Genomic DNA, 25,071 nt, shown 5'->3' with positions numbered 1-25,071 from the left:
ATTCACCCCTCCTTGTCGAGCTGTTGGAGCATGCGCCGCAGCGATTGGCGCCACTGCGGCAGGGGACCACCCAGCACCCGCAGAGCCCGGGTGTTGGAGAGCACCGAATAGGCAGGCCGCGCTGCGGGTGTCGGGTACTCGGCGGTGGTGATCGGTACCACGCTTTGCAGCTTGAGGGCACGACCGAGCGCCTGCGCCTCCTCGACAATTGCGACCGCGAAGTCGTACCAGCTGGTCACCCCGCTATTGGTCACGTGGTAGATGCCGCCTTCGGCCTGGGCCTTTGTCAATCCCACGAGCGCTGCGGCCAGGTCGAAGGTCCAGGTAGGAGAGCCCACCTGATCGGCCACCACGCGCAACTGTTCGCGTTCGCCCGCCAGGCGCAAGATCGTGCGCACAAAATTCGGCCCGCCGACGCCGTAGACCCAGGCAGTGCGGACCACCAGATGCTCCCCGTCCCCTTCGAGCACCGCCACTTCGCCATCGCGCTTACTCTGGCCGTAGATCCCGAGCGGTTGGGTTGGAGCGTCTTCCGGGTAAGGCCGACACGCACTTCCATCAAAGACATAGTCGGTAGAAACGTGGACCAACCGGCTGCCCGCCGCGCTGCAAGCTTCCGCAAGAACCCTTGCTCCGGTGGCGTTGACCCGGTGCGCTTCTTCAGCTTCCGATTCGGCCTTGTCGACGCGGGTATAAGCGGCGCAGTTGAAAAGCACCGCTGCACCGCTCTGCTCAAGGGCCTGCCGGACGGCTCCGGAATCGGCGATATCGAGCTGTGCCCGCCCATAGGCGACGAAAGGCTCTTCCCGCGCTTCAAGCAGCGCGCACAGCTCCTTGCCCAGTTGTCCGCCCGCGCCGGTAATCAAATACATAAAACACTTCTGTATCGGTCGGGAAAAGCGCACAGTGGCTTCACCCCGCCCTTTACTGCCCTTAACATCTCGTTGAGAACTTTACCATGATTTTTTGGCTGCGTTACAGGGCGTGGCCCCGGAGCCCCCTCCTCCCCGACCGGGGACAGAACGCATTAAGATCGTTTTACATTCGAGTGTCGCGCCACCCATGCTCAAGACAGGCATCGTCGGTCTGCCCAACGTCGGCAAATCCACCCTTTTTAACGCCCTGGTCGAAAATGCCAAGGCCCAGGCCGCCAATTTTCCGTTCTGCACCATCGAGCCCAACACTGGGGTGGTGAATGTACCGGACGAACGCCTGGGGATCTTGGCCCGCATCGTCTCCACCAGCACGATCATCCCGGCGCGCATCGAGTACGTCGATATCGCCGGTCTGGTGCGCGGCGCCAGCCAGGGCGAGGGTCTGGGCAACCAGTTTCTTTCGCACATCCGCCAGGTGGACGCGCTCGTCCACGTTGTGCGCTGCTTCGAGAGCACCGACATCATCCACGTCGAAGGGTCTGTCGATCCGGTCCGCGACATCTCGACGATCAACCTGGAGTTGGCCCTTTCGGATCTGGGGCAGGTCGACAAGCGCCTACAGAAAATTGCTAAGCAAAAAGGCACCAGCAAAGACCAGTACGCCGTCGAGAGCAGTGCGCTCGAAAAGATCACCGCGGTGCTCAACGAGGGCAAGCCCGCCCGTTCCTGCGCCCTCACCGACGCCGAAAAGGAGACTGTCGTCCCTCTAGAGTTGCTTACCTTCAAACCGGTCATCTACGCTGCGAACGTCTCTGAAGAGGAACTCGCCACCGGCAACCGCTTCACCGAGCAGGTGGCCGCCATCGCCGCCGAGGAAAGCGCCCTGATGGTCGTCATCTCCGCCCAACTGGAGGCGGAACTGGCGGAACTGGAGCCCGAGGAGCGCAGCGCCTACCTCACGGACCTCGGGGTGAGCGATTCGGGGTTGCAAAAGATGATCCGCGCCACCTACGACCTGTTGGGTCTGCAGACGTTTTTCACCGCGGGCGAAAAGGAAGTGCGCGCCTGGACGATTACCCGCGGCACCACCGCTCCCCAGGCCGCCGGCACCATCCACACCGACTTCGAGCGCGGCTTTATTCGGGCCGAGACCGTGGCCTACCCGGATCTGGTGACAGCGGGCTCCCAGGTGGCCGCCCGCGAAAAAGGCCAGGTGCGCTCCGAGGGCAAGGAGTACATCGTCAAAGACGGCGACGTCATGCACTTTCGGTTCAACGTCTGACGCCTCACCCCCGAATACTCACCGGCATGATCAGATACTGATAATTCCCATCGCCCACAGGCTTGAGCACCGCCGGATCGCTCGCTCCGTTGAGGCAAAACGACACATCGGTCGCGTCCATCGCCTTGAGCCCTTCGAGTAAGTAGCGCACGTTAAAGGCCACCGAGAAGTCCTGACCGCTGTACTGCACCGGCACGCTCTCTCGACCGCGGCCGACGTCGGGAGCGTCCACCGAGACGGTCATCAGGTGCTCGCTCGGGGCAAAGTCGAGCTTGACGATGTGGTTTTTCTGGTCTGCTAACACGGCGATCCGCTCCAGGCAGCCGATGAGCCGCTTGCGCTCCATGTCGGCGGTCTGTTGGAACTGTTTGGGCAGTAGCTGCTGGTAGTCCGGGTAGCGGCCACCCAAAAGCCTGGTGGTGAGCGTCTGGTTGGGAAACTGGAAGATCATTTGCTTCTCGTCGAAGCGCACCTCGACGCTGTCGCCCGCCTGCGCCCCCAGGATTTTTTCGAGTTCGCGCACCGAGCGCACCGGCAGCACCGCGGCGATGGCCTGCGTACCCGCCTCGGGCAGCGTAAAGTCCGTGCGGTAGAACGACAGGCGATGGGCGTCGGTGGCCACGAACTCCATGCCCTCCTTGAGGGCTTTCACCGAGACACCGTTGAGAATCTGCTTACTCTCGTCAGTGGAAGCGGCGAACAAGCTGCGCTGGACGCCCTCCAGAAACTCGCTCACCGGCAGAACGTGAGCGGCACTGTCGGGCAGTTCGGGCAACTTCGGAAATTCCTCGGCACTCGCCCCCTGCACCTGGTACTGACTGCTGCCGCAGACGAGGCTGATGGCGTTGTCCTCGCTCACCTCCATCGTCAGCGATTCGTTGGGCAGCCTTGAGATGATGTCGCTGAGCACCCGCGCCGGCAGCGTCGTGCGTCCGCTCCCTTCGACCTGCTCGGCTGCAAAACGCGTGTCGATACCCAGATCGAGGTCGAAGCCGGTGAGGGTTACCGTGCCCGACCGACCGTCCGCCTCCAGCAAAATATTGGCCAGAATCGGGTGCGTCGGCCGCGAGGGCACCGCCCGGCCCACCAGCGATAGGTTCTGATTCAACACGGCTTGTGAACAAACAATCTTCATCGCAGCGCACCACACCCGGCCATGGCAGCGAGTATAGCACCGGCCCGACAGGTCCACGTTTAGCGTTCCAGCCAGTCCAAACCGACCGATCTCATCTACGGGTAGACCCTTTTTCCCCAGATGCCTATTCTTCTACTCTTTTATTAATTTACTGATCTAGTAGTAGTAGGGCCTGGGGAAAAGTGGAAATCGAAGCCCAAATCCGCCTCCAGTGAGCGATCCCCGACTTTGGTCCCTGTGGAATACCCTGTGGAAAGCCTCTCCTTTTTCCACAGGGTATAAATACTCAGTGGAAAAACCCGGGGTTTTTCCACTGAGGTTCGCGGTTTTTCCACAGGGTATTCCACAGCCGGCCAAGGTACCGGAAATGGTAGCCTGAGAAGTCGGCAAAATCGGGCGACGTCCCGCCCAGGTCAGGAAAAACGCATCGTGCCAGAAAAAACCATCGTTCGAATGCGCAGTTGGTTCGCATGGTCCGCGTTCGGACTGTTGAGTTGGGTGTCGCCCCTATGGGCCGCCCCGGGTGTGGTATTTGCGCTGCAGGAGCGCACGGCGGTCGACAACAGCGGCGAACTCGCCCCTTACCCGGCTCTGGAATTTGTAGCGCAGATTCGCGGCGAACAGTTTCGCAACCCCCCCCTGCCCTCCGATACGGATTTCAAATTCTTTGGCGAGAATCACTTCAAGAAAAACAATCGTTACTTTTTATGGCGACAGGATGAACCGCTGGGCGAGGCGAAGGCGGTGCTGCCGGATAAAGTGCCTTCGCTGTACGGCAGCCTCGAAGCGCCCCTGCAGAGTGAGCAGCGCCTGCTGCCCCTACCGGAACTGGATCTAGTCGTAGCGACCGACCAGCCGCTGAAGGTCCGCCCGCGCAAAGCCCCAAGCGAAGAAACCCTCGCCATTGTCGACAGCCTCGCCCGGGCAGCCCTTGCCAAACAGGGCCTGCCGGACGATCTGGTTACCAAAACGTCTCGGGTGTGGGCGGCGGCGGCGGTGATGCCGGGACGGCCGGAGACGGTGGTGGCGCTCTACCGGCACACGTTTTCCCTCAGACAGGCGGGGGCCACCTTCAAGCGGCTGGTGAACCTGCTGTTGGTGGCCGAACCGGTCACCGACAAAGGCCAGACCACCTGGCAGCCCCAGTTGAGCCTGGCAAGCTTCGGCAATCCCGAGACAAGCACGATCTACGGTCCCCTCGCGGTGGTCGATCTCAACGGCGACGGCAACGACGATCTGATTGTGCGCGAAACCCGCTTCGACCGCTGGGTCTACGGCATCTACAGCCGCTACGACGGCAAGTGGCAACAGCGCTATACCGGTCGCGAGGGCAACTACAGCAGCGATATTCCCGAGCCACCGCCTACGGAAGAAGAGCCGGTGCCCTAGAGGATGTGTCAAGCAAAAACCTTGAACCACCAGGTTTTCTCGACGGTCGAGAAAACCAGTTTGTCTGAACCCTTCCCAACACCTGTGCCGCCCAGCGACCAGCCGGCCCCATCGCCGCAGTCGACACGCGTCGTGCAGGCCCTAAAAGAATAAACCCATCCCACCCACACAGTCTCGTTCCCACCGTGCCGTGAAGTCCGGGGGGTGTCGGGGGGGTGGCACCCCCTCGACGCGGGGAGGTTGGAGAGCGCGAGAGGGGAACCCGAAGGGGGTTCCGCCTCTCGCTCCACAGACTTTCGTGCAAAGCCAACCGCCAGACATCAGGTGCCAGGCATCATGGCACGCACCAGGCGGGCGTAGGTCTCGGAGGGCCTATCCCCCAGGTGATCTTCAACCAGCCGCTCACTGCCCCTGGCAAAGTCAATAGCAAACAGGCCAAAGCGCGGCGTGTAGGAGCCCCATTCGTAATTGTCGGTAAGCGACCAGTGCAGATAGCCGGCCACCGGCACCCCCTCGGCGCACAACCGCTGCACCTGCTGGACATGCGCTTCGAGAAACTGGCTTCTTAACAGCTGATCCGGGCGGTGACCGGCAGCGCTGTTGTCGGGTTTGCGCCGCAAAGCCATGCCGTTTTCGGCGATGAGCACCGGCAGAGCGTACTCCGCCGCGTAGTGACTGCAAAAAAAATGCAATCCCTCCGGCAGACTGCGCCAGTCCCACCATTTGCTGGTAATGCCGCTCATCATCCAGGCGCGCAGACCCGTCGTCTTAAATTCAAAATCCGAAAACGAGGGCAGGCGCAGCGTATGGGCCACGAACGGGTCGTAATAGTCGATGGCGACATAATCGATGACCCGTGCCCGCGGACTCGCCTCCAGCGTGCGCAACAACAGCGCAAAGTGGCGAGCATCGAAGGAACGGTACCCGAAGCGGTTGGCCCACCAGTGCACAAGCCGGCCGGTGCGGTAGGGCAGATCCCGCACAAAGGGCAATTTCGCCGCCGCCAGCGCCGCCTCGAAGCGCTCCGCCTGCCGATGCAGGTGCTCGCGCAGATTGGCGGCGGGAATGGCCCGCTCGCGCAGGCACAACAGGTCCCAGAGCACCTTGTCGGACCAGTAGAGATCGCTTGCGAAGGTGTTGAGGGTGACGCGCGGTCGGGGCCAACCCGCTTGCTCGTAGAGATTGTGAATGGTGTTGTAAGCCCGGATGTGGGCGGCAAGCAGGTGGTCGTAGGCCCGCAGGCTCGCCTCCGTCCCCCGGTGCGACCCGGCCGGAAACTGACGGCCGAAGTAGCTGTTGATCACCAGCATGTTCGGCTCATTGATGGTGATGTACCAGTGCACCGGCGCCAGACCATAGCAATCGATCAGGCGGCGGTTGATATGGCCCACGGCGACGCGGACATACTCGGCAAAACCTTCGACGGTGGCGGGGGCAAGCCACGCGTCCGCCCCCAACCAGGCGGGATGGGTAAAGTGGTGCAGCGTCATAACCGGCTCCAGACCCGCGCGGCGGCAGGCAGCAAGCCGCTCGGCGTAAGCGTCGAGGGCGGCGGTATCAAAGGCGGGAGCGGGGCCGGGCCGCGCCTCGAAGCGCGGTTGGATGCGCGCCCACTCCAGTCCCAGGCGAAAGGCATTGAGGCCCATGCCCCGGCAGAGCAAAAAATCGGCTTCGTAGCGCGTCCAGAACTGGGCTGCGGCCCCTGTGCGCATCACGGCACCTCTCGCTTCGCCGCGCGCCCAGTTGTTGTGGGGCTGGCCGGGAGCGTTGAAGCCGCCCTCGCTCTGGTAGCCGGAGGAGGCCACCCCCCAGAGAAAATCGCCGCTCCCTTTTGGCTCGGTGTTGTCGGTGTGTGACTCGGGCATCTTTAGACACTCAGGCGGGCAAGGATCGATTCGACGACGGCGAGGGCCGCGGTGGGACGCCCGTATTTTCGCGCCTGGAAGCGCATAAAAGCCAGATGCTCCGGCGCGCTCAGCAAGAACTGCACCGTCGGCGCCACCATCTCCGGCAGGCGCAACTGGATACCGGCGCCATAGGCGGCGATCGCATCGGCGTTCCACTCCTCCTGGCCCGGAATCGGATCGACGATCACCATCGGCGTACCCCGCGCCATCACCTCGCTGGCAATCAACCCGCCGGCCTTGGTGATCACCAGGTCGCTCGCGGCGATCAGATCGTCCACAAAATCGATCTGCCCGAGCGAGCGCAGGCGCATGGCCGGACCGTCCTCCAAGTCCGCGAGGGCCGTACCGAGGGCATGGTTGCGGCCGGCCACCACCGCTAGGGTCCCGGCAAACGGACTTTCGAGTAGCCCCGCCACCATCAGCCGCACCCGCCGCGGCTGCAAACCGCCGCCAAAAAGGGCAATCACCGGCGCGTCCAGCGGCAGGTCGTGGCGCTCGCGCATCTGCCGGGCGGGTTTGGCTTCGGCGATTTCGAGTTTGACGGGGATGCCGGTTACGTGCAGCAACTCGGGGTCGACGCCCTGCTTGGTGAGGATGTTCGCGGTCAGATCGCTTGCCAGAAAGTAGCCGTCCACCTCGTAGTTGATCCAGGTGCTGTGGGCGACTGCGTCGGTAATCACGACGTAGTGCGGCTGGGGCCAGTCGAACTCCTGCTTGAATAGCTGCACCAAACGGCTCGGAATCTGTTGCACGCAGATAAACACATCGGGGGCCGTCTGCTTGATCAGTTGCTCGAACTTGCGAAAAAACGGCCGTTCGATTTTGCTGAGCAGCAGCGTGTTGCTCATCGATTCTTTGAGGTCGGAGACGTCGCTGCCTTCGTAGATGAGCCGGTAGAGTTGCGGGGCTTTCTCACTCAATTGCTCATAGGCGCGGATGAGCGTCTCGCGCAGGATCGGGCTGGCGTAAGCGAGGGCATCCTCGATCCGCACCTCGACGTCCGGATAGCGGGAGAACGCCTCACCCAGGGCGTTGGCGGCGTGGATGTGGCCCGAACCTAAGGAGGCATGAAAGATCAATATTCTGGGCATAGAAGCGTGCCGCACCGGACTGAACGCGCGCCGGGGCGCGGACCGCAATCTAGCATACCGCCGCGGCCTGTGCGCCTAACGGCTCGGCTCGGCAGGCTTCCAGACCCGTTCGCTCCGGCTGTAGTACTGCGGATCTCCCGTAAATCGATCCAGACGCTCCGACGGACTGAAGTAGCGGTAGCGGAAGATGTAGGCCGTGAGCAGCAGTACCAGCAACATCGCCACAGGAATGAGAAACTGGGCGGGATAGAATCCGGCTCGGTGCAATGCCATGGCAATCACCCCGTTTGCAGAAGGTTCGACGAAGGTGTTGCGAGGTCTTGGTAGGCGCCGATGGCGCTTGGAGGCCATCTGCCTCGATAATCCCGCCATTATCTGCGAGTCGCTGAGAAAAGATACGAATTTTCACCCAGCTTGCAGCACTGATGGTTCACAAGCTTTCGCGGCGTGCAAGAGCCTTTGAGGTCGGAGGCTACACCATCCCAGCCGGATGGCTGGTGGTGGTCCCGCCCTTTGCGTCCACTGCTGCCAGTGGGCGCGAGGATCAGTAGGACGATTGCCGCTTGTAAGCGTAAAGTTAAACTGTCTACTGCCAATAGGACGATGGGCTTGTATGACTGCGAGCTCCCGCTTCATCGACTTCACTCAAGAAGACCAGCTCTCCTTGCCCTGCTTACCCCTTGTGTCCAGTTGCAGAGCTGGGTGGAATAGAATTCAGTTGGCTCTCTATCGCCAGCCGCCTTACTGCATTCCTGAACACTATTCCCCCCATCACGTTATCTGCATCAACGCCGGCACTCCGGTTACGCTTCAACAGACCGTAGATGGAAAATCAAAGACCATCGATTCGATTCCAGGAGGCGTTGGCATTTATCCAGCCAATCGTTGGCAAACTTTCTATTGGCATCAAGAGGCCGAGTTTTTGCAACTCTATCTGGAGCCGATGCTGCTTAATCAGTTGGGAACAGAGCTATATGATAAAGATCAGATCGAATTAATTCCACAGTTGACATCGTGTATTGATCCATTGATTTATCAGATTGCGATCGCTCTTAAAACAACATTAGAAACCGATGGTGTCGGCAGTAAACTTTATTCTGATTTAATGGCAAACGCCCTGGCTGTCCACATTTTATGTCGGTATTCAACAAACAAATCAAGTATTCAGCATGACTCAGGAAGGCTGTCTGATCAACAGCTGGATCGGGTCATTAACTACATTGATGAGCATCTAGATCAAAATTTAAGCTTGGCTGAATTAGCGGCCCTAGCTCGACTGAGTTCCTATCACTTTGCCCGTCTATTCAAGCGATCCACAGGTATCGCACCTCACCAATATCACATTCGACGCCGCGTCGAACGTGCTAAGCGGCTACTTTTGGCAAGGGAGTTGAGTATTGCAGAAGTTGCCCAGGTTGTTGGGTTTGCCAGCCAAGGACATCTCAACTACCATTTCAAGCGTGTCGTTGGGATAGCTCCCAAAGCGTTTTTGCGGCAGTAGCAAGAACTTAGAAAAACAGCGCAAAAACCTTGAATACAGCCGATTGCTTCATTTTCGATACTGAGTGCAAGACAAACAAACATCGAAATCGAGGTTAACGGCTATGCTGACTGAGCAAAATCGAGTGGTTGCCCTTCGCTTTGCCCAGGAGGGATGGGGAACAAATCCGGGTTGGGAGAAAATCTGGGATGAGCTGATCGATCCTAACGTCGTTCATCACTTCAACAGCCAAACAGAGTCAATTGTGGGCCTGGAAGCTAATAAAGCATTCAATGCAAGTTTATTTCGCGGCTTCCCCGACATCAAACATAGAATAGAAGATGTCATCGCTGAAGGCAAGAAAGTTGTGTATCGCACAAAATTAAAAGGAACTCACACAGGAAATTTTTTGGGAATTGCCCCTACTGGAAAATCAGTCACAATCAACGATTTCACACTGCTTCGGATTGCTGACGGCAAAATCGCAGAATGGTGGTATGAATGTAATCTACTGGAAGTCATGAAACAGCTCGGCTTAATGTCTGGATGTGAGCATTAGCGGCTGTGTGCTGTGCGGACGCTCAAAATCCCGGCGGGTTGGGAGCAGCCGTTCCGGTCAGCGCGCTGATGCGCTAAAAGACAAGGAAACGGTCATGACAATCTGCATTGAGATACAACTTGGCCGGGGTCGGCTCAGGTACCCCCTGAAAATGGATGCCCTCTAGAGCGGTCTTCAGTTGCATAAACAACAGCCGGCCGCCTGGAAACTCCGATGCACAACCCTTTCAATCCTGTCGCCATGAAACCTGTCACCTAAAACCTGCTCTAGAAGGGTGCTGCGGTGAGATCGGTCACCGCGAAGTCGGTACCTTTGAACAGAAGACCAATGCCCCTCTCCTTGGCGAGCGCATAAGAAAACACATCGCCAAAATTCAGCACGCCGAAGCGATAGGCGGCTTCCTGAGCGCGGCGGGCTTGCTCGGGGGTGACAGAACAGACGCTGATCCCGCCCGTGGCCAGGAACTGCTCGATCAAGGGCACGGACGCCGACCCCTGCTTGTGCTTCATCGCGAGGAAAAGCTCAACCAGGGAAGCCGCTGAAAGCAGCGGTTCCTCGTCCTGCTCGATGGCGCGTGCGAAGCGCTCCGCTTCGGGCTCACCAAGGAGAATGGCGACGATGGCGGAAGTATCGATCGCGATCATCGATCCGCCATCGGGTTTTTCGGCAATCCGTTCTCGTCGTAGAGGATCTCGTCGGGCGCGCGCGGGTCAAGGATGGGAAGAGCCACGCTCCTTGTGCCAAGGGCAAGCAGTCGTTCGGCGATACCCTCGCGGCGGCTGCGCGTCTGGGCACGAATCTTTTCGAGCCGCTCTTCAATGGCTGTGGTGATCGCCTGAGTCACGCTTTCCCCAGTCAAGCGGCTCAGTTCGTTCGCCATTCGATAGGCTTTGTCGCTTTTAATGTTGATTTGCTGCATGGTTGCTTTTTCTATACTCTACCTTCTAGAGTGCGGCACCTTCAGCCCAAACTTCAAAGTCAGCAGAGTCGCACGGCTTTGTCGCAAAATCGATCATGCGTGATTCACAAACAGGATTTCAATGGTGCGGTTCTCGAACTTCGGCACCGATCCCTCAAACCCAGGCTCGACCTTGGCAGTGCGTGTTGAGCCTGGGGCGCTAACAGTCTACACACGCGTACCTTCGATGTTGGCTATGGAAAACGGACAGAGCGATCAGCATGCAGGGGATCTATCGCGGGGCCTCATAGCAAGAGCGCTCGGCGAGCGATTGGGCGTCTCGAAATGTAGCCCAGCTACCTAAACTCTGGTGCAATTTAGCTTTCTCTCTTGTATTTTTGTCAGACAGCCACACAAGAATCCTCTCCACGCAAAGGTTTCAGCTCCGTTGCTGATTGATCAACATATATACTCATTGACTCAATTTTACAATTACACTAATCTCTTGTTGTGACAAAAAGCTAACACTCCGCATCTTGGTGCCAAGAGAAAATTGCAGTGATCTTGAGCATCAAGAGCTCTCGATGATGTTTGAGCATTTTGATTTCGCGACAATTTCTCAGTACGATTTCCACGCCTAGAAGGAGCTACCATGAAGATTCAAGTAAAACAATTTGTTTTTGGGATTGCACTTCTTTTGTCTGTTGCCCCTGTTGCTGCGGTAGTAAGCGAACCTGCTTACGCGCAGACTATGGATGCTGCTTCCCGGCCAAAAAGGTATTACAAATTGACAAAACTCAAATCAGATTGCACAAATCTCCCAGAGACTCTCAGGGCATTTGCAGTGAGAAAGAATTATTGTAGCTCGAGCATTATTAATGCAAATCCTCCAAAACTCACTAGTCAAAGTCCAACGACAAACCCTGCTTCGACAACCGACGATACTGTAACTGGGAGTTGCGGCAGTCTTTCTACAAATATAGTAGGGTCGGGAACTTCAGGCGTGGCGACAGTTGAAATAGATATAGAGTCTATTTTGGGCAACATTACTTCAGTGCCCCTTTGGTCGAACTCGGTCTATAACCTTGACACCGGTTTCGTGACCTTTGCCTTTGAACCCAGTGCCAATGCTGTATTTGGTGGAGTTTTCTTTTCTGACGATGTTGATGTGAACTCGGGTGTAGGCTTCGTAGGAACTTACAACTACGCCACTTTCATTACTACAGACACTGGGGCTATTTGTTTTGGCTTTGGTGCATCTGCTGGTAATCAAATCAACTAGAGCGATTTTCAGTTGGATGCAAAACGGCATAGAAGCCAAGAACTGGCTGTCGAGAGCCTTCCCGGTTGGCCTGTATCGCGTTCGATCGCAAACAATAACGCCACCACGCTGCACCAGAAGGACGAGTAGGCCATTCGTATGCTCATTCAATCCTCGCTCCCACGAGTGATACGGTTTGGCAAAATAACACGCCACTCCTGTCGACTCACTGAGCTTTTCGTGCTCTGAAAACTCCTTGCCATTGTCAAAGGTCAGTGTCTTGACCTGCTCGCTTTTTACCTAACTCAGCAATCCTTCGCTGACCGACCGCGCAGGGGCTGCCCTCCAGCTTTTAATCAGCTCCACCAGTAGATATTTTGAGTGCTTGTCTACCAAGGTTACCAACGCTCCCTGGTGATTTTCTCCGATAACGGTATCCCCTTCCCAGTGGCCTGTCTCGACTTTGAACCCCGCAATCGCCGGGCGTTCGTCGATGTCCACGCGGTTAGGAATCTGGCCCCGCTTGCTTTTTTCCCCGCCGCGCCTCTGGCGTTTGCGCCAACCCTGACGCCAATACTTTTGGTAAGCTCCCAGCCCTGCGTGGTTGGCGTAGATCATCTAATAGACCAACTCGTGGCTAACGAAATCTTTGCCCTCCAACTCCAGGCGTCCGCACAATTGTTCGGGGCTGTGAAAAGCAGCCAGGTGTTGTTTGATGAGCAGCACCAGTTCCAAAGACACTTTCGCGAAAGGCCGTTTGCGGTTGTGTCGTCGCGTTTGTGCCAAAGCTTGCGCTGTCTCAGGAAGGTAACGCCCATTGGACTGGTTGTGCAGGAGTTCGCGGCTGATCGTGCTCGGGGAGCGATGCAGCACTCTGGCAATCGCTTGAATGCCTAGACAATTTTTATCTCTGAGCACATAGATCTGTTGGCGCTCAGCCAGGCTAAGCTGCTGGCAGCTCATGGAGGTGACCTTTCGTTTCGTCGTAATAAACGTCAGGTTCCTCCGTGAGTCCCTCAGCAAAAGGGCTTCAGGTGTTGCACTTCATTTTTGAAGCGGCGAGTTATCGATAATCATTCAAAGCTACAAATCGAAGATTGAATGTATACTTACTACATAAACCGCGATAACTGCGCGCTTTGTGCATTGGCATTTGAATCAACTGGGTATCGACTGACAAATATGGAAGAACCAACCCTGTACTTGTTAGCACAACGCCTACTTTCATCTCCTACTTTTTTGAATTCGGAACCCTCCGAGCCGCAGTTGTTGTTAGGGAGGTTGCCAGAGCAATTCCCAAGGCAGGTACCTCTCCCAGAAGACGCTCGGATTATTGGGTGTTTGATAGAGGGTCCAGATAAGTTTCAAGTCGTTTTCGAATCGGGACTGTCTTCTCGAGAGGTTCTCGACCTTTATCGTCAGGCGATCATCGGTATTGGTGGACACGAACGAAATGTGAGTTCTACACCCACAAGCAGCAGGGAGGTTTTTCCAAACATTGCAGACAACACTGCAAGATTTCTTCTTCCCCATCCCCTTCGAAGGCTAGCAGTTATAGCTTCCGCCTTGCGAGACTCCGTAACAGATGTTCGGCTACGTTTTCATGGCATACAAGACAGCGATCAAGCAGGAAGCACTCCCTTAAGTGTGGTAGGTACTACGACTGCTGGAGAAGTACAACCCCAAGAATTGACTTCTCAGAATTCCAGGACTACTTTTCCAGTTGTCACAATGCCCTTCTTAGAGCCGCCGGAAGGAATTGAAGAATTTGCTACGTTCCATGGCGGCCTTGATACAATGGGCAGGTTTATAACGCTAACTCTTACAACTCAGCACAGCACCCAAATCCTAGCTAGCTATTTCGGCGAGCAGCTTGAACGTTCAGGTTGGCAATCGGATACCCGAGGTACAAGTGGCTCCTTCAGTTGGAGCACCTGGAGGATAGTTACAGGCTCTATTCAATCTCGGGGATATCTCTGTGTTCAGGAATGGCCAGGAATAATCAATAGAAAACTGGTTTTTGTTCGAGCCGAATCTTACGGTAGTATCTAGGTAGCTGAAAGAATTTGAGTGCCAATTTAAACATAAGTTGCAATAGCTGAAAGCTTTCCCCTGAGGAGACTTATAGAGGCAGACTGACGCTTAACATAGCAGCATATTGCAGAATCGGCCCTAGCGTTTATGGCGTTTATGGAAGACGGACAGGATCACCAGCCTTTGCTCCCACCCCCAGATTTCGCGAAGGGCCTCACAGCAAGAGCCCTCGGCGAGCGATTGAGCGTCTCGCAGCAGATGATCCTCAAGCAGTGGGACGACCTGGGGCCGCTGTTTGCCAACTGGTGCCGCTCGGGTCGGGGCACCCGGCGGGTGCGCAAGCGGGCCGACCCGGACGGGCTGGGCTGGGTACGCGGACTGGATGGCCGTTTCTATCCGGTGCCGCCCCCACAACTTCAATAGAGAATCGACGGCAAGAAAGGTGCAGCCGGTTCGCTATACAGCCCCTGGCTCATCAGCGTCAACGGCTGGCTGATGCGCAGGCCCCGGTGCAAACACCACTGCAACAACTCGGTATTGCGCGTCGGCAACAAAAAGCCCGGGATTTCAAATCCTCCGGCCGCGCCGATGAGGGCTTTGAGAGCCTCGTTGCTCTCTCCGACGGCGTGACCAAAAAAATTGAGACCCGATGCGTATCCCGCGATCCGCCCGCCGTGCTCGACGACCATTGCCGTACCCTGAGCGATTCCGTCGAGGAGATCCTGGCGGCGCTCGAAGCCATGGACGCGCCGACAAAGTCGGTTGCACGCGCTCAGGTCCGCTTCTGCCATCGGCCGCACCCTATAGCTTTCTATGGCGATATCGAGCGCAGGTCCGGCAAGGGCCACCAGCGGCTCGCGCACCGCGAAGCCGAGCTTGGCATAGAGCGAAAACGAGCGAAGATTGTAAGCCGACTGCACCAGCCGCACCCCCGCGAAGCGCCCTTCCTCCACGCGCCCCAGCACGTGTTCCATCAGCCGCCGCCCGACCGCGGCACTCTGGATAGCCGGATCGACGGCAATGGGTCCGATGCCTGCGACAGGTGCACTTTCCCAGAGAAAATTGCTCCCCACAACCTGCCCGTCCACCTCGGCAACCACCGGATAGACATCCTCGCGCGCGAGCAGATAGGAGAGGATACCCACAGCAAATTCCACCGAGGGAAAATCCGGCGGAAAATTGTGGGTCGTGGCAATGCCCCGAAACGCTTCGTAGGAGATGGCGCCGCAGGCCGGAGCATCCCCGGGGAGGCCCCGGCGCAGATGCAGGTTTTCCACGGTCACCGTTGCTTTTGTTTTTGTCATTACTCATTTACCAGCGCGCCTTTCGATTGCTCGTCGGAACGCAGGCGTAGCCCGCCAAGGGGTTCGACAGGATCCGTCTGGCGCTCCAGACCCTATTGACGCCCGGGGCTGTGCATGTGTTCACTCCATGGTCAACTTGATCGCTCCAGAAAAATTGCAGTTTCCTGGCTGTTCGAAGAAGGCTCCATCTTTTTTATAATTCTTGACGATTGCGGAGTGTAAATTCGAACAATAATACAAAGGAAAACCTTGGTTAAATAGGCAGTCCGGTCGCACTGCGGCGTCGGTGTTTGTTGCGCCTGACTTCGGAGCGATCGGAAGGACAATCGGCAACCGTGGTCCATTCAGCAAATCTGCCTTGATTTTGACGACCTATCAGGAGAACCGATCAATGAATGTGCTCACCACCAGCAGCCAGCGGGGCGGCAAACTGTTCAAAGTGACGATGACTCTCTCTCCGGCGCTGTCGCACCACCCCTGGCCGAGCCTCGACACCTACGAGCCGAGCCAGAACAGCTACAGCGTCGTGGTGCCCCTCGACCGGCTGCTGGCCGAGATGACCTACATCAAGAACAAGGGCGGTCGTGTCCTCGACATTTCCCCGGCGGATCTCGAGGCCCTGGGACCTCCCGACATCAGCTCGGTGGCCATTCCCCTCAAAGTCGAACTGTGGGCGAAAGCCGACGTCTCGGATGTACAAGCAGCGATTGTGGCGGCCTACAAGCAGATCTTCGGCAACACCTATGTGCTCGAAAGCGAGCGGCTCACCTCCGCCGAGTCGCTGCTGCGCAATGGTTCGATCAGTGTGCGCGAGTTCGTGCGGCTTCTGGCCAAATCCGAACTGTACAAGGAACGCTTTTTCTTTTGCACCTCCAACAACCGCTTTACCGAACTGAACTTCAAACATTTTTTGGGCCGCGCCCCTTACAACCAGTCGGAGATCGCCGCGCACCTCGACCGCTACCAGACGTTCGGTTACGACGCGGAGATCGATTCTTACATCGATAGTGACGAGTACATTCAGGCCTTCGGCGAAAATGTCGTTCCCTACTATCGTGGCTTCAAGTCCCAGTCCGGCCAGACCGTAGAGAGCTTTAACCGGATGTTCAAACTCTATCGCGGCGACGCCGGCAGCGACACCAACCTGAACCTGCAGGGCCAGAAGCGTCGGGTCGATCCCAAAAACCTGCTTCGCTCCGGCCGCGGCATCGTCTGAGGATCAACAACCGCCGTCAATAAATCGCCGGGAAGGCGGACTTTCCCGGCGATTTTTGTCGATTGGTTTCAATCAAAAAGGGCAGGCGCAATGCATCGCCTGCCCCAGAGATCTCAGCCGAGAGCAGTTAGCTCAGGGCGTTGATGCAGTAGTCGATGTAGGCGTTCGCCTCGGTGAGCGGCTGGCCCGACAGCTGCGAACCGACCTTCCCCTTGATGTGCTTCAACGCCTCGATGTACCAGCTCGGCGACAGGTTGAACGTGCGGTTCACCTCCCGCAGACCGGCCACGATGTAGTCGTCCAATGGACCGGTACCACCGGCCACCAAGCTGTAGGTGATGAAGCGCAGGTAGTGGCTGATGTCGCGGGCGCACTTCGCCTGGTTGGTGTCGCCGTATCCCATCTGACCCGGCTGCGTCAGGTACGGAAACTTGTTATACACCTCTTGCACCGCACCCTTGACCAGCGAATCGGCGTTCGAGGTCAGCGCCCGCGCCGCTTCCATCGAGGCCGTCGCCCGCTGAAAACGGCCGTTCGCCGCCTGCAGCTCGGTGTTGTTCAAAAAACGCCCCTGGCTGTCCGCCGAGGCGATCACTTCGGTAATCACGGTCTTCATGCTCGTCGTTCTCCTGTGTCGGTCTCGGTGGGTGAAACTCAGGCGATGCTCGCGGCGGCCTTGTCGAAGTAGGTGGCCGCTTCGTTGACCAGCGCCGAACAGTCGCCGCGGGTCACCCCGGAGGGGCTGTTGACGTAGCCTATCGCCGTCTCTTTCATCAGTTGGACCGCGCGGGCCACCGAACGGGTCGGGGTGCCCAGGGCCACGTAGGTCTCTTTGAGTCCGTTGAGGCAGCGGTCCTCGAGCACCGACGCATCGCCGGCCAAAAGCGCGTAGGAGACGTAGCGCAGGATGATTTCCATGTCGCGCAGGCAGGCGGCCATGCGGCGGTTGGGGTAAGCGTTGCCGCCCGGACGGATCAAGTCGGTCTGCTCGGCGAACAGTTTGTGGGCGGCGTCGGAGATAATCTCGGCGGCGTTGCCGGTGATGGCGTTGACGGCATCGAGTCGCTTGTTGGATTCTTTGACCAGGTTGGTCAGCTGGTTGAGTTCCTGCTCGCTGAGGAACGACCCGCGCAGATCCGCCGCAACAATGGCTTTGGTGAATGCGTCTTGCATTACATTGCTCTCCTTAACACATTTAGGATGTGGTCCATGGGCGAAACAGCTTTCAAACCCCGAGAAGAATCCTCTCCCTAGTAACCAGCCTGTCCTCTTGTTGAGATTGAGACACAGGTGCCCCATCGCAACTGCCGGAGGCACGATGGACAGGAGCAATGCCTTCTTGCTCGTCCGCCGCACCCCTTGCGATGCGCAGGTCAGGCCAAAGTTAAGGTGCCTGAAGAATCTTCCCTGTTTTTGTAACATGGATGCCGTTTGCCTAGGCATTAATAAATGTGAAAGGCCTGCCGGTTTGCTGGGCAGGCGGATGCCGCCTGGTGAGCGTTGCAGCCGAAGTGCTCACCGGGCCGCCGGGCCGAGCGGACGTTCGATAATGCGAATGCCCGACATACTTTGCCGATGAGTTTGCATCGATTTTGCCGCGGGTTGCTGAGCGCCGTGCTTTTTAGTCTTGGGCCGCTGCTGGGTGCGGCCCCGAGCCGGGCAGCCGAGATACCGGCGCCCGGCGGGGGATGTCGGCTCTCCACCGAGGCGGTGGCGCGCAAAGCGGCGTGGCAACGGGCGGCACTTGCCGGGGACGGCGAAGCCGGGCGCCGCTATCTGGCGCAAATTGACGAAGACGCCACACAGCTGCGGCTGTGCCGCGCTGCTGTGTGGCCGCGGGTGCAGGCGGTCTGGCTGCGACTCCACCCGTGCGACCTGCAGCCCGGGGCGATCGACGCGCTGATCGACCGGCTTGTGGCCCTGGGCTACAACCGCATCCATCTGGAGGTGTTTTTTGAAGGCCAAGTACTGTTGCCCGCCGCCGACAACCCGACTGTCTGGCCGAGCGTGGTCCGCGCGCAGCCCTCGGCGGATCTGCTGGCCGCTGCCATCGCCAGTGCAAGGGCGCGGGGAGTGGCGGTTTACGCCTGGCTATTTTCGCTCAACTTCGGCTACTCCTATACCCAACTGGTCGCCCGGCAGGCCGCCCTGGCCCGCAACGGTCTCGGCCGCACCAGTCTGACGGCGGTGGGGGAGATCGGCTCCCAGACCGACATGAGCACTCTCGAACTGGATCGGGTCTTTGTCGATCCTTTCCCAGGTGCAGACGGTTCTGGAGCGGACACCGCCGGGAATTGTCGTGGTGCCTTCCCTCGCGGGTGTCTGGGGCCGTCCTCACACCGGTCGGCCGCCCCTCGAAGTGCAGATGGCCGCGCTGCAAGCCGCTTTTCCGTTCGTCGACTCGGTGAGCCACTTTGCTTACGCCTGGCAGGAACCGGAACTAGAGCGCGAGCGGCGCACCTGCTCCGGCCACTAGCGCTCGACAACGGCGAGAATGTCCTTGACGGGCACGCTGGAGCGCTTCCACCGGCGGTTGTCGCTCGCGGCGGCGCGGTTGTCGCCCAAGACGAAGTACTCGTCCGCCGGAACGGTGAGCGGCCCGAATTCGGCTTTGGGCCGGGGGGCACCGTCCTCGGTTGCCGGTTGGGTAGAAATAAACGGTTCATCCAGGGACCTGCCGCCCACGCTCGCCCGGTAGGCGGACACCTGCACCAGCTCGCCCGGCAGTGCAATCACGCGGCGAATGGTGGTCTCGTCGGGTTTATCGGGATCTTTGACGACCACCAGGTCGAAGCGGCCCGGCGGCCGTTTCTCCAGAGCATCGAAGTTCTCGCGTACCACCTCCTGGGCACGGATGGTGGGCTCCATGCCGCTGTCGGGCATCTTGCGCAGCCGTATGTCGGTCTGCAGGGCGCAGCCGACCAACCCCAAGGCGAAACCACACAAAACAAATCGTTGCATGCGTCCCATCAAAGCGTACAAGCCTTCCCCAGGGCAATGTGAGCAAGCGTCCGCGCCGCCTCATTCCTGGGGCCGAAGCTGCAAACCAGTGCCAGGAGCCAGACTTGAACTGGCGACACGCGGATTTTCAGTCCGCTGCTCTACCAACTGAGCTATCCCGGCGCGTTTTCACGAGCATTCATTGTGTATCCGCGGCAATCTGAATGTCAATCGATTGGTCGATCCTCCGGTCGAACGGTGTCGGCAGGTAGAGAAGCGGCTTAAGAATACTTAGTACACTGAAGAAGCAGAGACCCGGAGCAAGCCGTGCAGTCCGCCCAGCCACGCGAAAAACACCTGATTATTGGGGTGTACGCCAATGAACCGATCGCCCTGGAAGCTTTTCGCCTGCTGCAGCAGCGCGGTATGTCGCCTGAGAATGTCGCTATTGTGGGCCACGGCTATCGCGACGCCGACGCTGTGGGCTTTGCCGACCCGGTGAAGGTGGCCAAAGAGCGCGCCTGGAAAACCGCCGGGTTCACGGGTCTGGTCGGCCTGGTGTTCGGCTTTTTGTTCAACTGGCTGACGCAGATAGACATTGTCCCGGACAACCGGGTGTTGAGCCTGATGATCGCCGCCATCCTGGGCGGCCTTTCCGGTGTGCTGGGCGGTGTGTTGGTGGGTGGCGGCACCGGCTTGGTCTTTGAGAGCGGCGAATCGATTGCCTACCGCAACCGCATTGAAAAGGGCAAGTACCTGTTGCTCGTCGAGGGCAACGAAGCGCTGGTGCGCACTGCCGAGCAGGCGCTGCGCAGTCTCGGCACCACCGAAGCGCTCGATCGCTATTACTTTCGCGATTCGCAGCCGGCTGCCAGTTCATGAGGCCGGCGCGGCACCAGGAGCGATCACCCCGGGAGAGCGAACGAGGACAAAAATTTGATCAAGGATCGCCTGGGCGCCCGCCGCTTTAAGATCTTCCGCCACAGCCCGGCCAAGAGCCTCAGGGGCGTCGCCGGGACCGCTGCGGCAGGCGCGCGCCATATTCCGGCCGTCCAGGGAAGCGACGATACCTTGCAGGGTGAGCCGACCGCTGTCGTCCAGTTCGGTGTACACGCCGATCGGTACCTGGCAGCCGCCTTCGAGGGCGCGCAGCATGGCCCGCTCCGCCCGGCAGCGCCGGGCGGTCGGGGGGTGGTTGAGAACTGTCAGCAAGTCCAGGATCTCCCCGTCCGCTTCGCGGCACTCGATACCTAGAGCACCCTGGCCTACGGCGTGCAGCGAGATGTCTGGGGAGAGCACTTCGCTGATCCGCTCGGACCAGCCCAAGCGCCGCATGCCTGCCACGGCGAGCACAATCGCGTCGTAGCGGCCCTCATCCAGCTTGCGCAAGCGCGTGTTGAGATTGCCCCGGATGTCCTGAAAGCGCAGGCGTTCGCCGTAGTGATGCTTGAGTTGGGCGAGGCGGCGCAAAGAAGAAGTGCCGACGACCGCCCCCTCGGGCAGATCGGCAAGCCCCGCAGCTTCAAGTCCCCGGCGCACGATCACCGCATCGCTCGGATCTTCGCGCTCGGTGATTGCACCCAGGATGAGCCCCGGCGGCAGCGCCGTGGGCAGATCCTTCAGCGAGTGCACGGCGAGGTCCGTGCGCTTCTCGAGCATGGCGCTTTCGAGCTCTTTGGTAAAAAGCCCCTTGTCGCCAATCTTGGCGAGGGCGACATCGAGAATCTTGTCGCCCTGGGTTTTCATCTCGACAATTTCAAACCGGATGTCCGGGTGGGCGCGCTGCAGTTCGTCGCGTACCCAGTGGGTCTGAACGAGGGCCAGTTGCGAATCGCGCGAACCGATAATCACTGTGCGGGACACGCCGCCACCTCCAACCGCAAAGCTTTCCTAGCATATCTGCAAGAGCAGGTACACTGAAAACGTTTGCCTGCCGAGTCTCCTGCGATGATCCGCCTGCGCAGATCGTTTGCCAGCCGCGCGTTGCGCGGGCGGGCCGTGGTCGAGAACCACCACCGCCTGCAACAAAAAATTGCAGCTGCACCGGGAGGTTCTGCCGTAGCGGCCTTTTTTGACATGGACCAGACGCTGGTGGCCGGCAACTCCTCGATTCTCTACGTGCAGAGGGCGATGGCCGAGGAGCGCGCCGGCATGAGCGACCTGTTCAAGACGATTTATTACTATTTGCTCTACCGCTTCAACCGGCTTTCGGTAGACGCCATTTTGAAGCCGACCCTCGAAGGCATCCGCGGTCGGCAGGAAGCGCAATTTGCCGATTTTTGCCGGCAGATCGCCCTCAAAGAATTGCTGCCCCGCGTCGGTCGCCAGGCGCGGCTGGTCCTCGATTGGCACCGGGAGCGCGGCCATCGCTGCGTGCTGTTGACCGCCGCCACCTGCTATCTGGCCCAGCCGCTCGCCGAGGCGCTCGGCATGGACGCGGTGCTCTCGACGCAACTGGAGGTAGCAGAGGGGCTGTTCACCGGCCGGTTGCATGGCCTCGGCCTCTGCTACGGCGAAGGCAAGGTCAAAGCTGCCCAACTGTGGGCAGCGGCGGTGGGGGTCGAACTGATGGACAGCTTCTTCTACACCGACAGCGCCTCGGATCTGCCGATGCTGAGTGCGGTGGGCATCCCGGTGGCGGTCAACCCCGACTGGGTGCTCCGTCGGCTCGCCCGGCGCAAAGGCTGGCTCGCCTGCCGCTGGCCCCGCCAGGCGTGAGAACGCACCTGCCGCCTCGATGGGCTAGCATAGTCTGGCTATGCAATTACCAATCGTCGCCATCATTGGACGGCCGAACGTCGGCAAGTCCACGCTGCTCAACCGTTTGGCGGGAGGCAGCGAAGCCATCGTCTACGACCAGCCGGGGGTCACCCGCGACCGGCTCTACCTGCCGGCCGAATGGTGCGGCTACCGCTTCGAGGTGGTCGATACCGGCGGGCTGGTCTTCGAAGACAGCGAAGTCTTTTTGCCGCTGATTCGCGAGCAGGTCGAAATCGCCCTGGCCGAAGCGGCGGCGGTCCTGTTCGTGGTGGATGGCCAGCAGGGGATCACCGGCGGCGATCGGGAGGTGGCCGACTGGCTGCGCGGGCGCAAACCGCCCGTGCTCATTGTGGCGAACAAACTGGAGGAGCCTTCGACGGCCCTGAGCCTGGCGGCCGAATTTTATGCACTCGGTTTGGGCGAACCCTACGCCGTCTCGGCCATCCACGGTTCGGGCACGGGCGATCTGCTCGACGCGCTGGTGGCGGTGCTTCCCAAAGATCAGCCCGAAGAACAGGAACTGCCCGAACTGCGCGTGTCCATTGTCGGGCGGCCCAACGTCGGCAAATCGAGCCTGCTCAATGCCCTGGTGGGTGGGGAGCACCCGCGCTCGATGGTCTCGGAGGTCGCCGGCACCACCCGCGACGCCATCGACACGCTCGTCGAGCACGGCGAGCGGCGCTACCGCCTGATCGACACGGCGGGCATCCGCCGCAAATCCCGCGTCGACTACGGACCGGAGGCGTTCGGGGTGACGCGGGCGATTCGCGCCATCCGCCGCGCCGATGTGGTGGTGCTGGTCGTCGACGCCACCGAGGGCATCCACGATCAAGAAAGAAACCTCGCAGCCAAGATCGCTTCGGCGGGGCGCGCCTGCGTGCTGGTGGTCAACAAATGGGATGCCATCGAAAAGGACACCTACACGATGAACCACTACCGCGACGAGATGCGCCGCGAACTGGATTTCGTCGAATGGGCGCCGGTGGTTTTTACCAGTGCCCTCACCGGCCAGCGGGTCGAAAAGATCTTCGATGCCATCGATGCCGCCGCCGGGCAGCACCAGCGCCGTGTCTCCACCTCGGTGCTCAACGAAGCGCTGCAGGATGCGCTGCTGTGGCGCTCGCCCCCTGCCAGCCGCCAGGGGCGCCAGGGCAAGGTTTACTACGCCACCCAGATCGCCACCAACCCGCCCACCTTCGTGCTTTTTGTCAACGACACCAAGCTCTTCAAAGAAGGCTACCGCCGCTATCTCGAAGGGCAGTTCCGCGGTTCGCTGGGCTTCGAAGGCTCGCCGGTGCGCTTTATCTTCCGGGGTAAACCCGAGCGCGAGGCAAACCGCACCGCCCGCAAAAGCGAGCCGGTCTGATGCGCACCGCCCTCAAGGAGTGGGCGGTCGTCTGCGAAGCCCTCGCCCGGGGCGAACAGAGCATCCTGTTGCGCAAAGGCGGCATCCGCGAGCGCCGCGAGGGCTTTGTGCCGGAGCACCGGACTTTCTGGCTCTACCCGACCGGATTTCATCAAAGTCCCGAGAAGCTCGCACCCGCCGTCCGGACGGAACAGCCGCCGCCACCGGCGTCAGGAACGGTCGCGCTGGCCCTTTTTGCCGAGGTGGCGGACCACTGGAAAGTGCTGGACCTCGAAGCGCTGCGCTCGCTCGAAGGGCTGCACGTTCTGGCCTGGTCCACGATCGCCGAGCGCTTTGATTACCGGGCGAAGCCCTGGCTGGAGGTGTTGCTGGTGCGGGTTTATCGGCTGGAGCGTCCGCAGATTCTTCATGAGCAACCCCAGTACGCCGGTTGTCACTCCTGGGTGACGCTCGATGCATCCATCGCGCCCCCAGCGAGCGTACCGGTAGTAAGCGACAGCGAATTTGCCGTGCTGCACCGACGGCTTTGCACTTTGCTCGGACCTCCTGGCGATGGGTCGATTTGAAACAACGCTGTCCATCCCTTTGCCGCGCCCTGTTCGGATGCTACTTATCGGACTGATCGTGCTTGCGCTGCTACTCTACGCAGGTGCGTGCGCCTGCCTCCGGCAGGTCCAGGAGCGTTTTATTTTCTTTCCTGAACGGGAAGTCACCGAAACTCCCGCCACCTACGGCCTGGGCTACGAAGACGTGTACCTGCCGCTGGAGAAAGATCAACTGCACGGCTGGTGGATCCCGGCGGCTCGCCCTGATGCGCCGGTGGTGCTCTACCTGCACGGCAACGGCATCAACGTCGGCGCCAACGCCGAACACGCCCACCGCCTGCAGTACCGGTTGGGTTTTACCGTCTTTTTGTTTGACTACCGCGGCTACGGCAAAAGCAGCGGCCCGTTTCCTTCAGAAAACCGGGTGTACGCCGACGCGGAGCGCGCCTGGCAGTACCTGGTGGGCGAGCGGAAAATCGACCCCCGGCGCATTTTGCTCTACGGCCACTCGCTGGGTGGAGCGGTCGCCGTCGAAATGGCCGTGCGCCACCCGGAGGTGGCGGGTGCGGTGGTCGAAAGCTCCTTCACCTCGATTCTGGAGATGACCGCTGCCCAGCGGTGGACGCGCTTTTTTCCCGTCGAATGGTTATTGCACCAGCGCTTCGACTCGATTGCCAAGATGAGCCGTCTGCAGGTGCCGGTGCTTTTTATCCATGGCCGCCGCGACCGTGTGATCTCCCATACGATGAGCGAGCGCAACTATGCCGCCGCTCCCCAACCCAAGCGCCTGTTGCTGGTTGCAGGCGGGGATCACGCCACCAATGCCGTCGAGGGAGGCAGCCTCTACCTGGAGGGATTTCGCACCTTCGCCCACGCAGCACTGTCGCGGTGAATCGTTGTACAACGACCAGACCCCTTGGATTGTCCCCACACGTAACGGACAGCCTGCGTGCGTCAAGGGTCTTGCGAAAGAAACTCGATTGATGTATGGCATTGTAATATTGTGTGGAAATGACTTAGGTGTGTTTA

The 25,071-nt window shown here is 59.4% G+C and carries 27 protein-coding genes and 1 tRNA gene; 13 read left to right on the top strand and 15 right to left on the bottom strand.

Annotated features, from left to right (window positions below; all coding sequences use genetic code 11):
• Window positions 1-2: 2 nt before the first annotated feature.
• On the bottom strand, window positions 3-872 hold the full coding sequence (gene rfbD / locus GLL_RS16690) for a dTDP-4-dehydrorhamnose reductase (RefSeq protein ID WP_164929228.1): 870 nt from the start codon (window positions 870-872) through the stop codon (window positions 3-5).
• Between the two features lie 190 nt (window positions 873-1,062).
• Here rfbD and ychF point away from each other — a divergent pair, with 190 nt between their 5' ends.
• The gene (ychF, locus tag GLL_RS16685; protein ID WP_011143223.1) at window positions 1,063-2,157 is read left to right on the top strand and encodes a redox-regulated ATPase YchF; all 1,095 of its coding nucleotides are present in this window, start codon (window positions 1,063-1,065) and stop codon (window positions 2,155-2,157) included.
• 4 nt (window positions 2,158-2,161) lie between these two features.
• On the opposite strand, the gene dnaN is transcribed toward ychF, so the two are convergent.
• Window positions 2,162-3,292 (bottom strand): DNA polymerase III subunit beta, encoded by a 1,131-nt coding sequence (gene dnaN / locus GLL_RS16680; protein WP_011143222.1) that lies wholly within the window; start codon window positions 3,290-3,292, stop codon window positions 2,162-2,164.
• Window positions 3,293-3,790: 498 nt separating this feature from the next.
• Here dnaN and GLL_RS16675 point away from each other — a divergent pair, with 498 nt between their 5' ends.
• Entirely contained in the window at window positions 3,791-4,681 is an 891-nt protein-coding gene (locus GLL_RS16675) for a hypothetical protein (RefSeq protein ID WP_164929227.1), read from the top strand.
• Between the two features lie 320 nt (window positions 4,682-5,001).
• Here GLL_RS16675 and GLL_RS16670 read toward each other — a convergent pair whose 3' ends face one another.
• The 3 genes from GLL_RS16670 to GLL_RS16660 form a co-directional block, all read right to left on the bottom strand.
• A complete protein-coding gene (locus tag GLL_RS16670; protein ID WP_011143220.1) occupies window positions 5,002-6,546 on the bottom strand; it encodes a glycoside hydrolase family 1 protein in 1,545 nt (514 codons plus the stop codon).
• Between the two features lie 2 nt (window positions 6,547-6,548).
• Entirely contained in the window at window positions 6,549-7,679 is a 1,131-nt protein-coding gene (locus GLL_RS16665; RefSeq protein WP_164929226.1) for an MGDG synthase family glycosyltransferase, read from the bottom strand.
• A gap of 75 nt (window positions 7,680-7,754) precedes the next feature.
• The gene (locus GLL_RS16660) at window positions 7,755-7,952 is read right to left on the bottom strand and encodes a hypothetical protein (protein ID WP_164929225.1); all 198 of its coding nucleotides are present in this window, start codon (window positions 7,950-7,952) and stop codon (window positions 7,755-7,757) included.
• Between the two features lie 340 nt (window positions 7,953-8,292).
• Between GLL_RS16660 and GLL_RS16655 the strand changes: the two genes are divergently transcribed.
• Together GLL_RS16655 and GLL_RS16650 are read left to right on the top strand one after the other, a co-directional pair.
• Complete coding sequence (locus tag GLL_RS16655; protein WP_011143217.1) at window positions 8,293-9,180, top strand: helix-turn-helix domain-containing protein; 888 nt, start codon at window positions 8,293-8,295, stop codon at window positions 9,178-9,180.
• 103 nt (window positions 9,181-9,283) lie between these two features.
• The gene (locus tag GLL_RS16650; protein WP_164929224.1) at window positions 9,284-9,718 is read left to right on the top strand and encodes an ester cyclase; all 435 of its coding nucleotides are present in this window, start codon (window positions 9,284-9,286) and stop codon (window positions 9,716-9,718) included.
• Window positions 9,719-9,984: 266 nt separating this feature from the next.
• On the opposite strand, the gene GLL_RS16645 is transcribed toward GLL_RS16650, so the two are convergent.
• Together GLL_RS16645 and GLL_RS16640 are read right to left on the bottom strand one after the other, a co-directional pair.
• The gene (locus GLL_RS16645) at window positions 9,985-10,362 is read right to left on the bottom strand and encodes a type II toxin-antitoxin system VapC family toxin (protein ID WP_011143215.1); all 378 of its coding nucleotides are present in this window, start codon (window positions 10,360-10,362) and stop codon (window positions 9,985-9,987) included.
• Complete coding sequence (locus GLL_RS16640) at window positions 10,359-10,637, bottom strand: type II toxin-antitoxin system VapB family antitoxin (protein WP_011143214.1); 279 nt, start codon at window positions 10,635-10,637, stop codon at window positions 10,359-10,361. Before GLL_RS16640 ends, GLL_RS16645 begins: the two co-directional genes overlap by 4 nt.
• A 631-nt stretch (window positions 10,638-11,268) precedes the next feature.
• On the opposite strand from GLL_RS16640, the gene GLL_RS16635 reads away from it, so the two are divergent.
• The gene (locus GLL_RS16635) at window positions 11,269-11,898 is read left to right on the top strand and encodes a hypothetical protein (RefSeq protein ID WP_164929223.1); all 630 of its coding nucleotides are present in this window, start codon (window positions 11,269-11,271) and stop codon (window positions 11,896-11,898) included.
• A gap of 279 nt (window positions 11,899-12,177) precedes the next feature.
• Here GLL_RS16635 and GLL_RS16630 read toward each other — a convergent pair whose 3' ends face one another.
• Together GLL_RS16630 and GLL_RS16625 are read right to left on the bottom strand one after the other, a co-directional pair.
• Window positions 12,178-12,495: a transposase gene (locus GLL_RS16630; RefSeq protein WP_011143213.1), complete on the bottom strand. Its 318-nt coding sequence runs from the start codon at window positions 12,493-12,495 to the stop codon at window positions 12,178-12,180.
• Window positions 12,496-12,840 carry a helix-turn-helix domain-containing protein gene (locus GLL_RS16625; RefSeq protein ID WP_011143212.1) on the bottom strand — a complete coding sequence of 115 codons (345 nt, stop codon included), beginning with the start codon at window positions 12,838-12,840 and terminating at the stop codon, window positions 12,496-12,498.
• Between the two features lie 1,227 nt (window positions 12,841-14,067).
• On the opposite strand from GLL_RS16625, the gene GLL_RS16620 reads away from it, so the two are divergent.
• A complete protein-coding gene (locus tag GLL_RS16620; protein WP_164929222.1) occupies window positions 14,068-14,334 on the top strand; it encodes a hypothetical protein in 267 nt (88 codons plus the stop codon).
• Here the strand turns inward: GLL_RS16620 and GLL_RS16615 are convergent.
• A complete protein-coding gene (locus GLL_RS16615; protein ID WP_011143210.1) occupies window positions 14,328-15,215 on the bottom strand; it encodes a GNAT family N-acetyltransferase in 888 nt (295 codons plus the stop codon). The genes GLL_RS16620 and GLL_RS16615 overlap by 7 nt on opposite strands.
• A gap of 391 nt (window positions 15,216-15,606) precedes the next feature.
• Between GLL_RS16615 and GLL_RS16610 the strand changes: the two genes are divergently transcribed.
• Window positions 15,607-16,431, top strand: a complete 825-nt coding sequence (locus GLL_RS16610; RefSeq protein WP_231848246.1) for a phycobilisome rod-core linker polypeptide — start codon at window positions 15,607-15,609, stop codon at window positions 16,429-16,431.
• A gap of 127 nt (window positions 16,432-16,558) precedes the next feature.
• Here GLL_RS16610 and GLL_RS16605 read toward each other — a convergent pair whose 3' ends face one another.
• Together GLL_RS16605 and GLL_RS16600 are read right to left on the bottom strand one after the other, a co-directional pair.
• The gene (locus GLL_RS16605) at window positions 16,559-17,047 is read right to left on the bottom strand and encodes a phycocyanin alpha chain (RefSeq protein WP_011141185.1); all 489 of its coding nucleotides are present in this window, start codon (window positions 17,045-17,047) and stop codon (window positions 16,559-16,561) included.
• Window positions 17,048-17,085: 38 nt separating this feature from the next.
• The gene (locus GLL_RS16600) at window positions 17,086-17,604 is read right to left on the bottom strand and encodes a phycocyanin/phycoerythrocyanin subunit beta (RefSeq protein WP_011141184.1); all 519 of its coding nucleotides are present in this window, start codon (window positions 17,602-17,604) and stop codon (window positions 17,086-17,088) included.
• A gap of 1,069 nt (window positions 17,605-18,673) precedes the next feature.
• On the opposite strand from GLL_RS16600, the gene GLL_RS16595 reads away from it, so the two are divergent.
• Window positions 18,674-18,907 (top strand): hypothetical protein, encoded by a 234-nt coding sequence (locus GLL_RS16595; RefSeq protein ID WP_164929221.1) that lies wholly within the window; start codon window positions 18,674-18,676, stop codon window positions 18,905-18,907.
• Here GLL_RS16595 and lepB read toward each other — a convergent pair.
• Together lepB and GLL_RS16585 are read right to left on the bottom strand one after the other, a co-directional pair.
• Window positions 18,904-19,392 carry a signal peptidase I gene (lepB, locus tag GLL_RS16590; protein ID WP_164929220.1) on the bottom strand — a complete coding sequence of 163 codons (489 nt, stop codon included), beginning with the start codon at window positions 19,390-19,392 and terminating at the stop codon, window positions 18,904-18,906. The genes GLL_RS16595 and lepB overlap by 4 nt on opposite strands.
• An 89-nt stretch (window positions 19,393-19,481) precedes the next feature.
• Window positions 19,482-19,554 (bottom strand) — tRNA-Phe (locus tag GLL_RS16585).
• A 144-nt stretch (window positions 19,555-19,698) separates the two neighbouring features.
• On the opposite strand from GLL_RS16585, the gene GLL_RS16580 reads away from it, so the two are divergent.
• Window positions 19,699-20,253, top strand: a complete 555-nt coding sequence (locus tag GLL_RS16580) for a hypothetical protein (RefSeq protein ID WP_011143205.1) — start codon at window positions 19,699-19,701, stop codon at window positions 20,251-20,253.
• Here GLL_RS16580 and hemC read toward each other — a convergent pair.
• Complete coding sequence (hemC, locus tag GLL_RS16575) at window positions 20,248-21,234, bottom strand: hydroxymethylbilane synthase (protein ID WP_011143204.1); 987 nt, start codon at window positions 21,232-21,234, stop codon at window positions 20,248-20,250. The genes GLL_RS16580 and hemC overlap by 6 nt on opposite strands.
• Before the next feature lie 84 nt (window positions 21,235-21,318).
• Between hemC and GLL_RS16570 the strand changes: the two genes are divergently transcribed.
• The 4 genes from GLL_RS16570 to GLL_RS16555 are packed head-to-tail and all read left to right on the top strand — an operon-like array spanning window position 21,319 to window position 24,934.
• Window positions 21,319-22,089: an HAD family hydrolase gene (locus GLL_RS16570; RefSeq protein ID WP_011143203.1), complete on the top strand. Its 771-nt coding sequence runs from the start codon at window positions 21,319-21,321 to the stop codon at window positions 22,087-22,089.
• A gap of 40 nt (window positions 22,090-22,129) precedes the next feature.
• The gene (gene der, locus GLL_RS16565) at window positions 22,130-23,497 is read left to right on the top strand and encodes a ribosome biogenesis GTPase Der (protein WP_011143202.1); all 1,368 of its coding nucleotides are present in this window, start codon (window positions 22,130-22,132) and stop codon (window positions 23,495-23,497) included.
• The gene (locus tag GLL_RS16560) at window positions 23,497-24,063 is read left to right on the top strand and encodes a DUF1802 family protein (RefSeq protein WP_011143201.1); all 567 of its coding nucleotides are present in this window, start codon (window positions 23,497-23,499) and stop codon (window positions 24,061-24,063) included. The genes der and GLL_RS16560 overlap by 1 nt, the downstream gene beginning before the upstream one ends.
• A 37-nt stretch (window positions 24,064-24,100) precedes the next feature.
• Window positions 24,101-24,934: an alpha/beta hydrolase gene (locus GLL_RS16555; RefSeq protein WP_164929219.1), complete on the top strand. Its 834-nt coding sequence runs from the start codon at window positions 24,101-24,103 to the stop codon at window positions 24,932-24,934.
• Window positions 24,935-25,071: the final 137 nt, after the last annotated feature.

The sequence above is a fragment of the Gloeobacter violaceus PCC 7421 genome (genome assembly GCF_000011385.1).
Lineage (GTDB): Bacteria > Cyanobacteriota > Cyanobacteriia > Gloeobacterales > Gloeobacteraceae > Gloeobacter > Gloeobacter violaceus.
This window is presented reverse-complemented; position numbering and strand designations above follow the sequence as displayed.

Excerpts from the sequence above, each read along its gene's own strand:
- rfbD (WP_164929228.1), bottom strand. The coding sequence starts at position 872 with ATGTATTTGATTACCGGCGCGGGCGGACAACTGGGCAAGGAGCTGTGC.
- ychF (WP_011143223.1), top strand. The coding sequence starts at position 1,063 with ATGCTCAAGACAGGCATCGTCGGTCTGCCCAACGTCGGCAAATCCACC.
- dnaN (WP_011143222.1), bottom strand. The coding sequence starts at position 3,292 with ATGAAGATTGTTTGTTCACAAGCCGTGTTGAATCAGAACCTATCGCTG.
- GLL_RS16670 (WP_011143220.1), bottom strand. The coding sequence starts at position 6,546 with ATGCCCGAGTCACACACCGACAACACCGAGCCAAAAGGGAGCGGCGAT.
- GLL_RS16665 (WP_164929226.1), bottom strand. The coding sequence starts at position 7,679 with ATGCCCAGAATATTGATCTTTCATGCCTCCTTAGGTTCGGGCCACATC.
- GLL_RS16660 (WP_164929225.1), bottom strand. The coding sequence starts at position 7,952 with ATGGCATTGCACCGAGCCGGATTCTATCCCGCCCAGTTTCTCATTCCT.
- GLL_RS16655 (WP_011143217.1), top strand. The coding sequence starts at position 8,293 with ATGACTGCGAGCTCCCGCTTCATCGACTTCACTCAAGAAGACCAGCTC.
- GLL_RS16650 (WP_164929224.1), top strand. The coding sequence starts at position 9,284 with ATGCTGACTGAGCAAAATCGAGTGGTTGCCCTTCGCTTTGCCCAGGAG.
- GLL_RS16645 (WP_011143215.1), bottom strand. The coding sequence starts at position 10,362 with ATGATCGCGATCGATACTTCCGCCATCGTCGCCATTCTCCTTGGTGAG.
- GLL_RS16640 (WP_011143214.1), bottom strand. The coding sequence starts at position 10,637 with ATGCAGCAAATCAACATTAAAAGCGACAAAGCCTATCGAATGGCGAAC.
- GLL_RS16635 (WP_164929223.1), top strand. The coding sequence starts at position 11,269 with ATGAAGATTCAAGTAAAACAATTTGTTTTTGGGATTGCACTTCTTTTG.
- GLL_RS16630 (WP_011143213.1), bottom strand. The coding sequence starts at position 12,495 with ATGATCTACGCCAACCACGCAGGGCTGGGAGCTTACCAAAAGTATTGG.
- GLL_RS16625 (WP_011143212.1), bottom strand. The coding sequence starts at position 12,840 with ATGAGCTGCCAGCAGCTTAGCCTGGCTGAGCGCCAACAGATCTATGTG.
- GLL_RS16620 (WP_164929222.1), top strand. The coding sequence starts at position 14,068 with ATGGAAGACGGACAGGATCACCAGCCTTTGCTCCCACCCCCAGATTTC.
- GLL_RS16615 (WP_011143210.1), bottom strand. The coding sequence starts at position 15,215 with ATGACAAAAACAAAAGCAACGGTGACCGTGGAAAACCTGCATCTGCGC.
- GLL_RS16610 (WP_231848246.1), top strand. The coding sequence starts at position 15,607 with ATGAATGTGCTCACCACCAGCAGCCAGCGGGGCGGCAAACTGTTCAAA.
- GLL_RS16605 (WP_011141185.1), bottom strand. The coding sequence starts at position 17,047 with ATGAAGACCGTGATTACCGAAGTGATCGCCTCGGCGGACAGCCAGGGG.
- GLL_RS16600 (WP_011141184.1), bottom strand. The coding sequence starts at position 17,604 with ATGCAAGACGCATTCACCAAAGCCATTGTTGCGGCGGATCTGCGCGGG.
- lepB (WP_164929220.1), bottom strand. The coding sequence starts at position 19,392 with ATGCAACGATTTGTTTTGTGTGGTTTCGCCTTGGGGTTGGTCGGCTGC.
- GLL_RS16570 (WP_011143203.1), top strand. The coding sequence starts at position 21,319 with ATGATCCGCCTGCGCAGATCGTTTGCCAGCCGCGCGTTGCGCGGGCGG.
- der (WP_011143202.1), top strand. The coding sequence starts at position 22,130 with ATGCAATTACCAATCGTCGCCATCATTGGACGGCCGAACGTCGGCAAG.
- GLL_RS16560 (WP_011143201.1), top strand. The coding sequence starts at position 23,497 with ATGCGCACCGCCCTCAAGGAGTGGGCGGTCGTCTGCGAAGCCCTCGCC.
- GLL_RS16555 (WP_164929219.1), top strand. The coding sequence starts at position 24,101 with ATGCTACTTATCGGACTGATCGTGCTTGCGCTGCTACTCTACGCAGGT.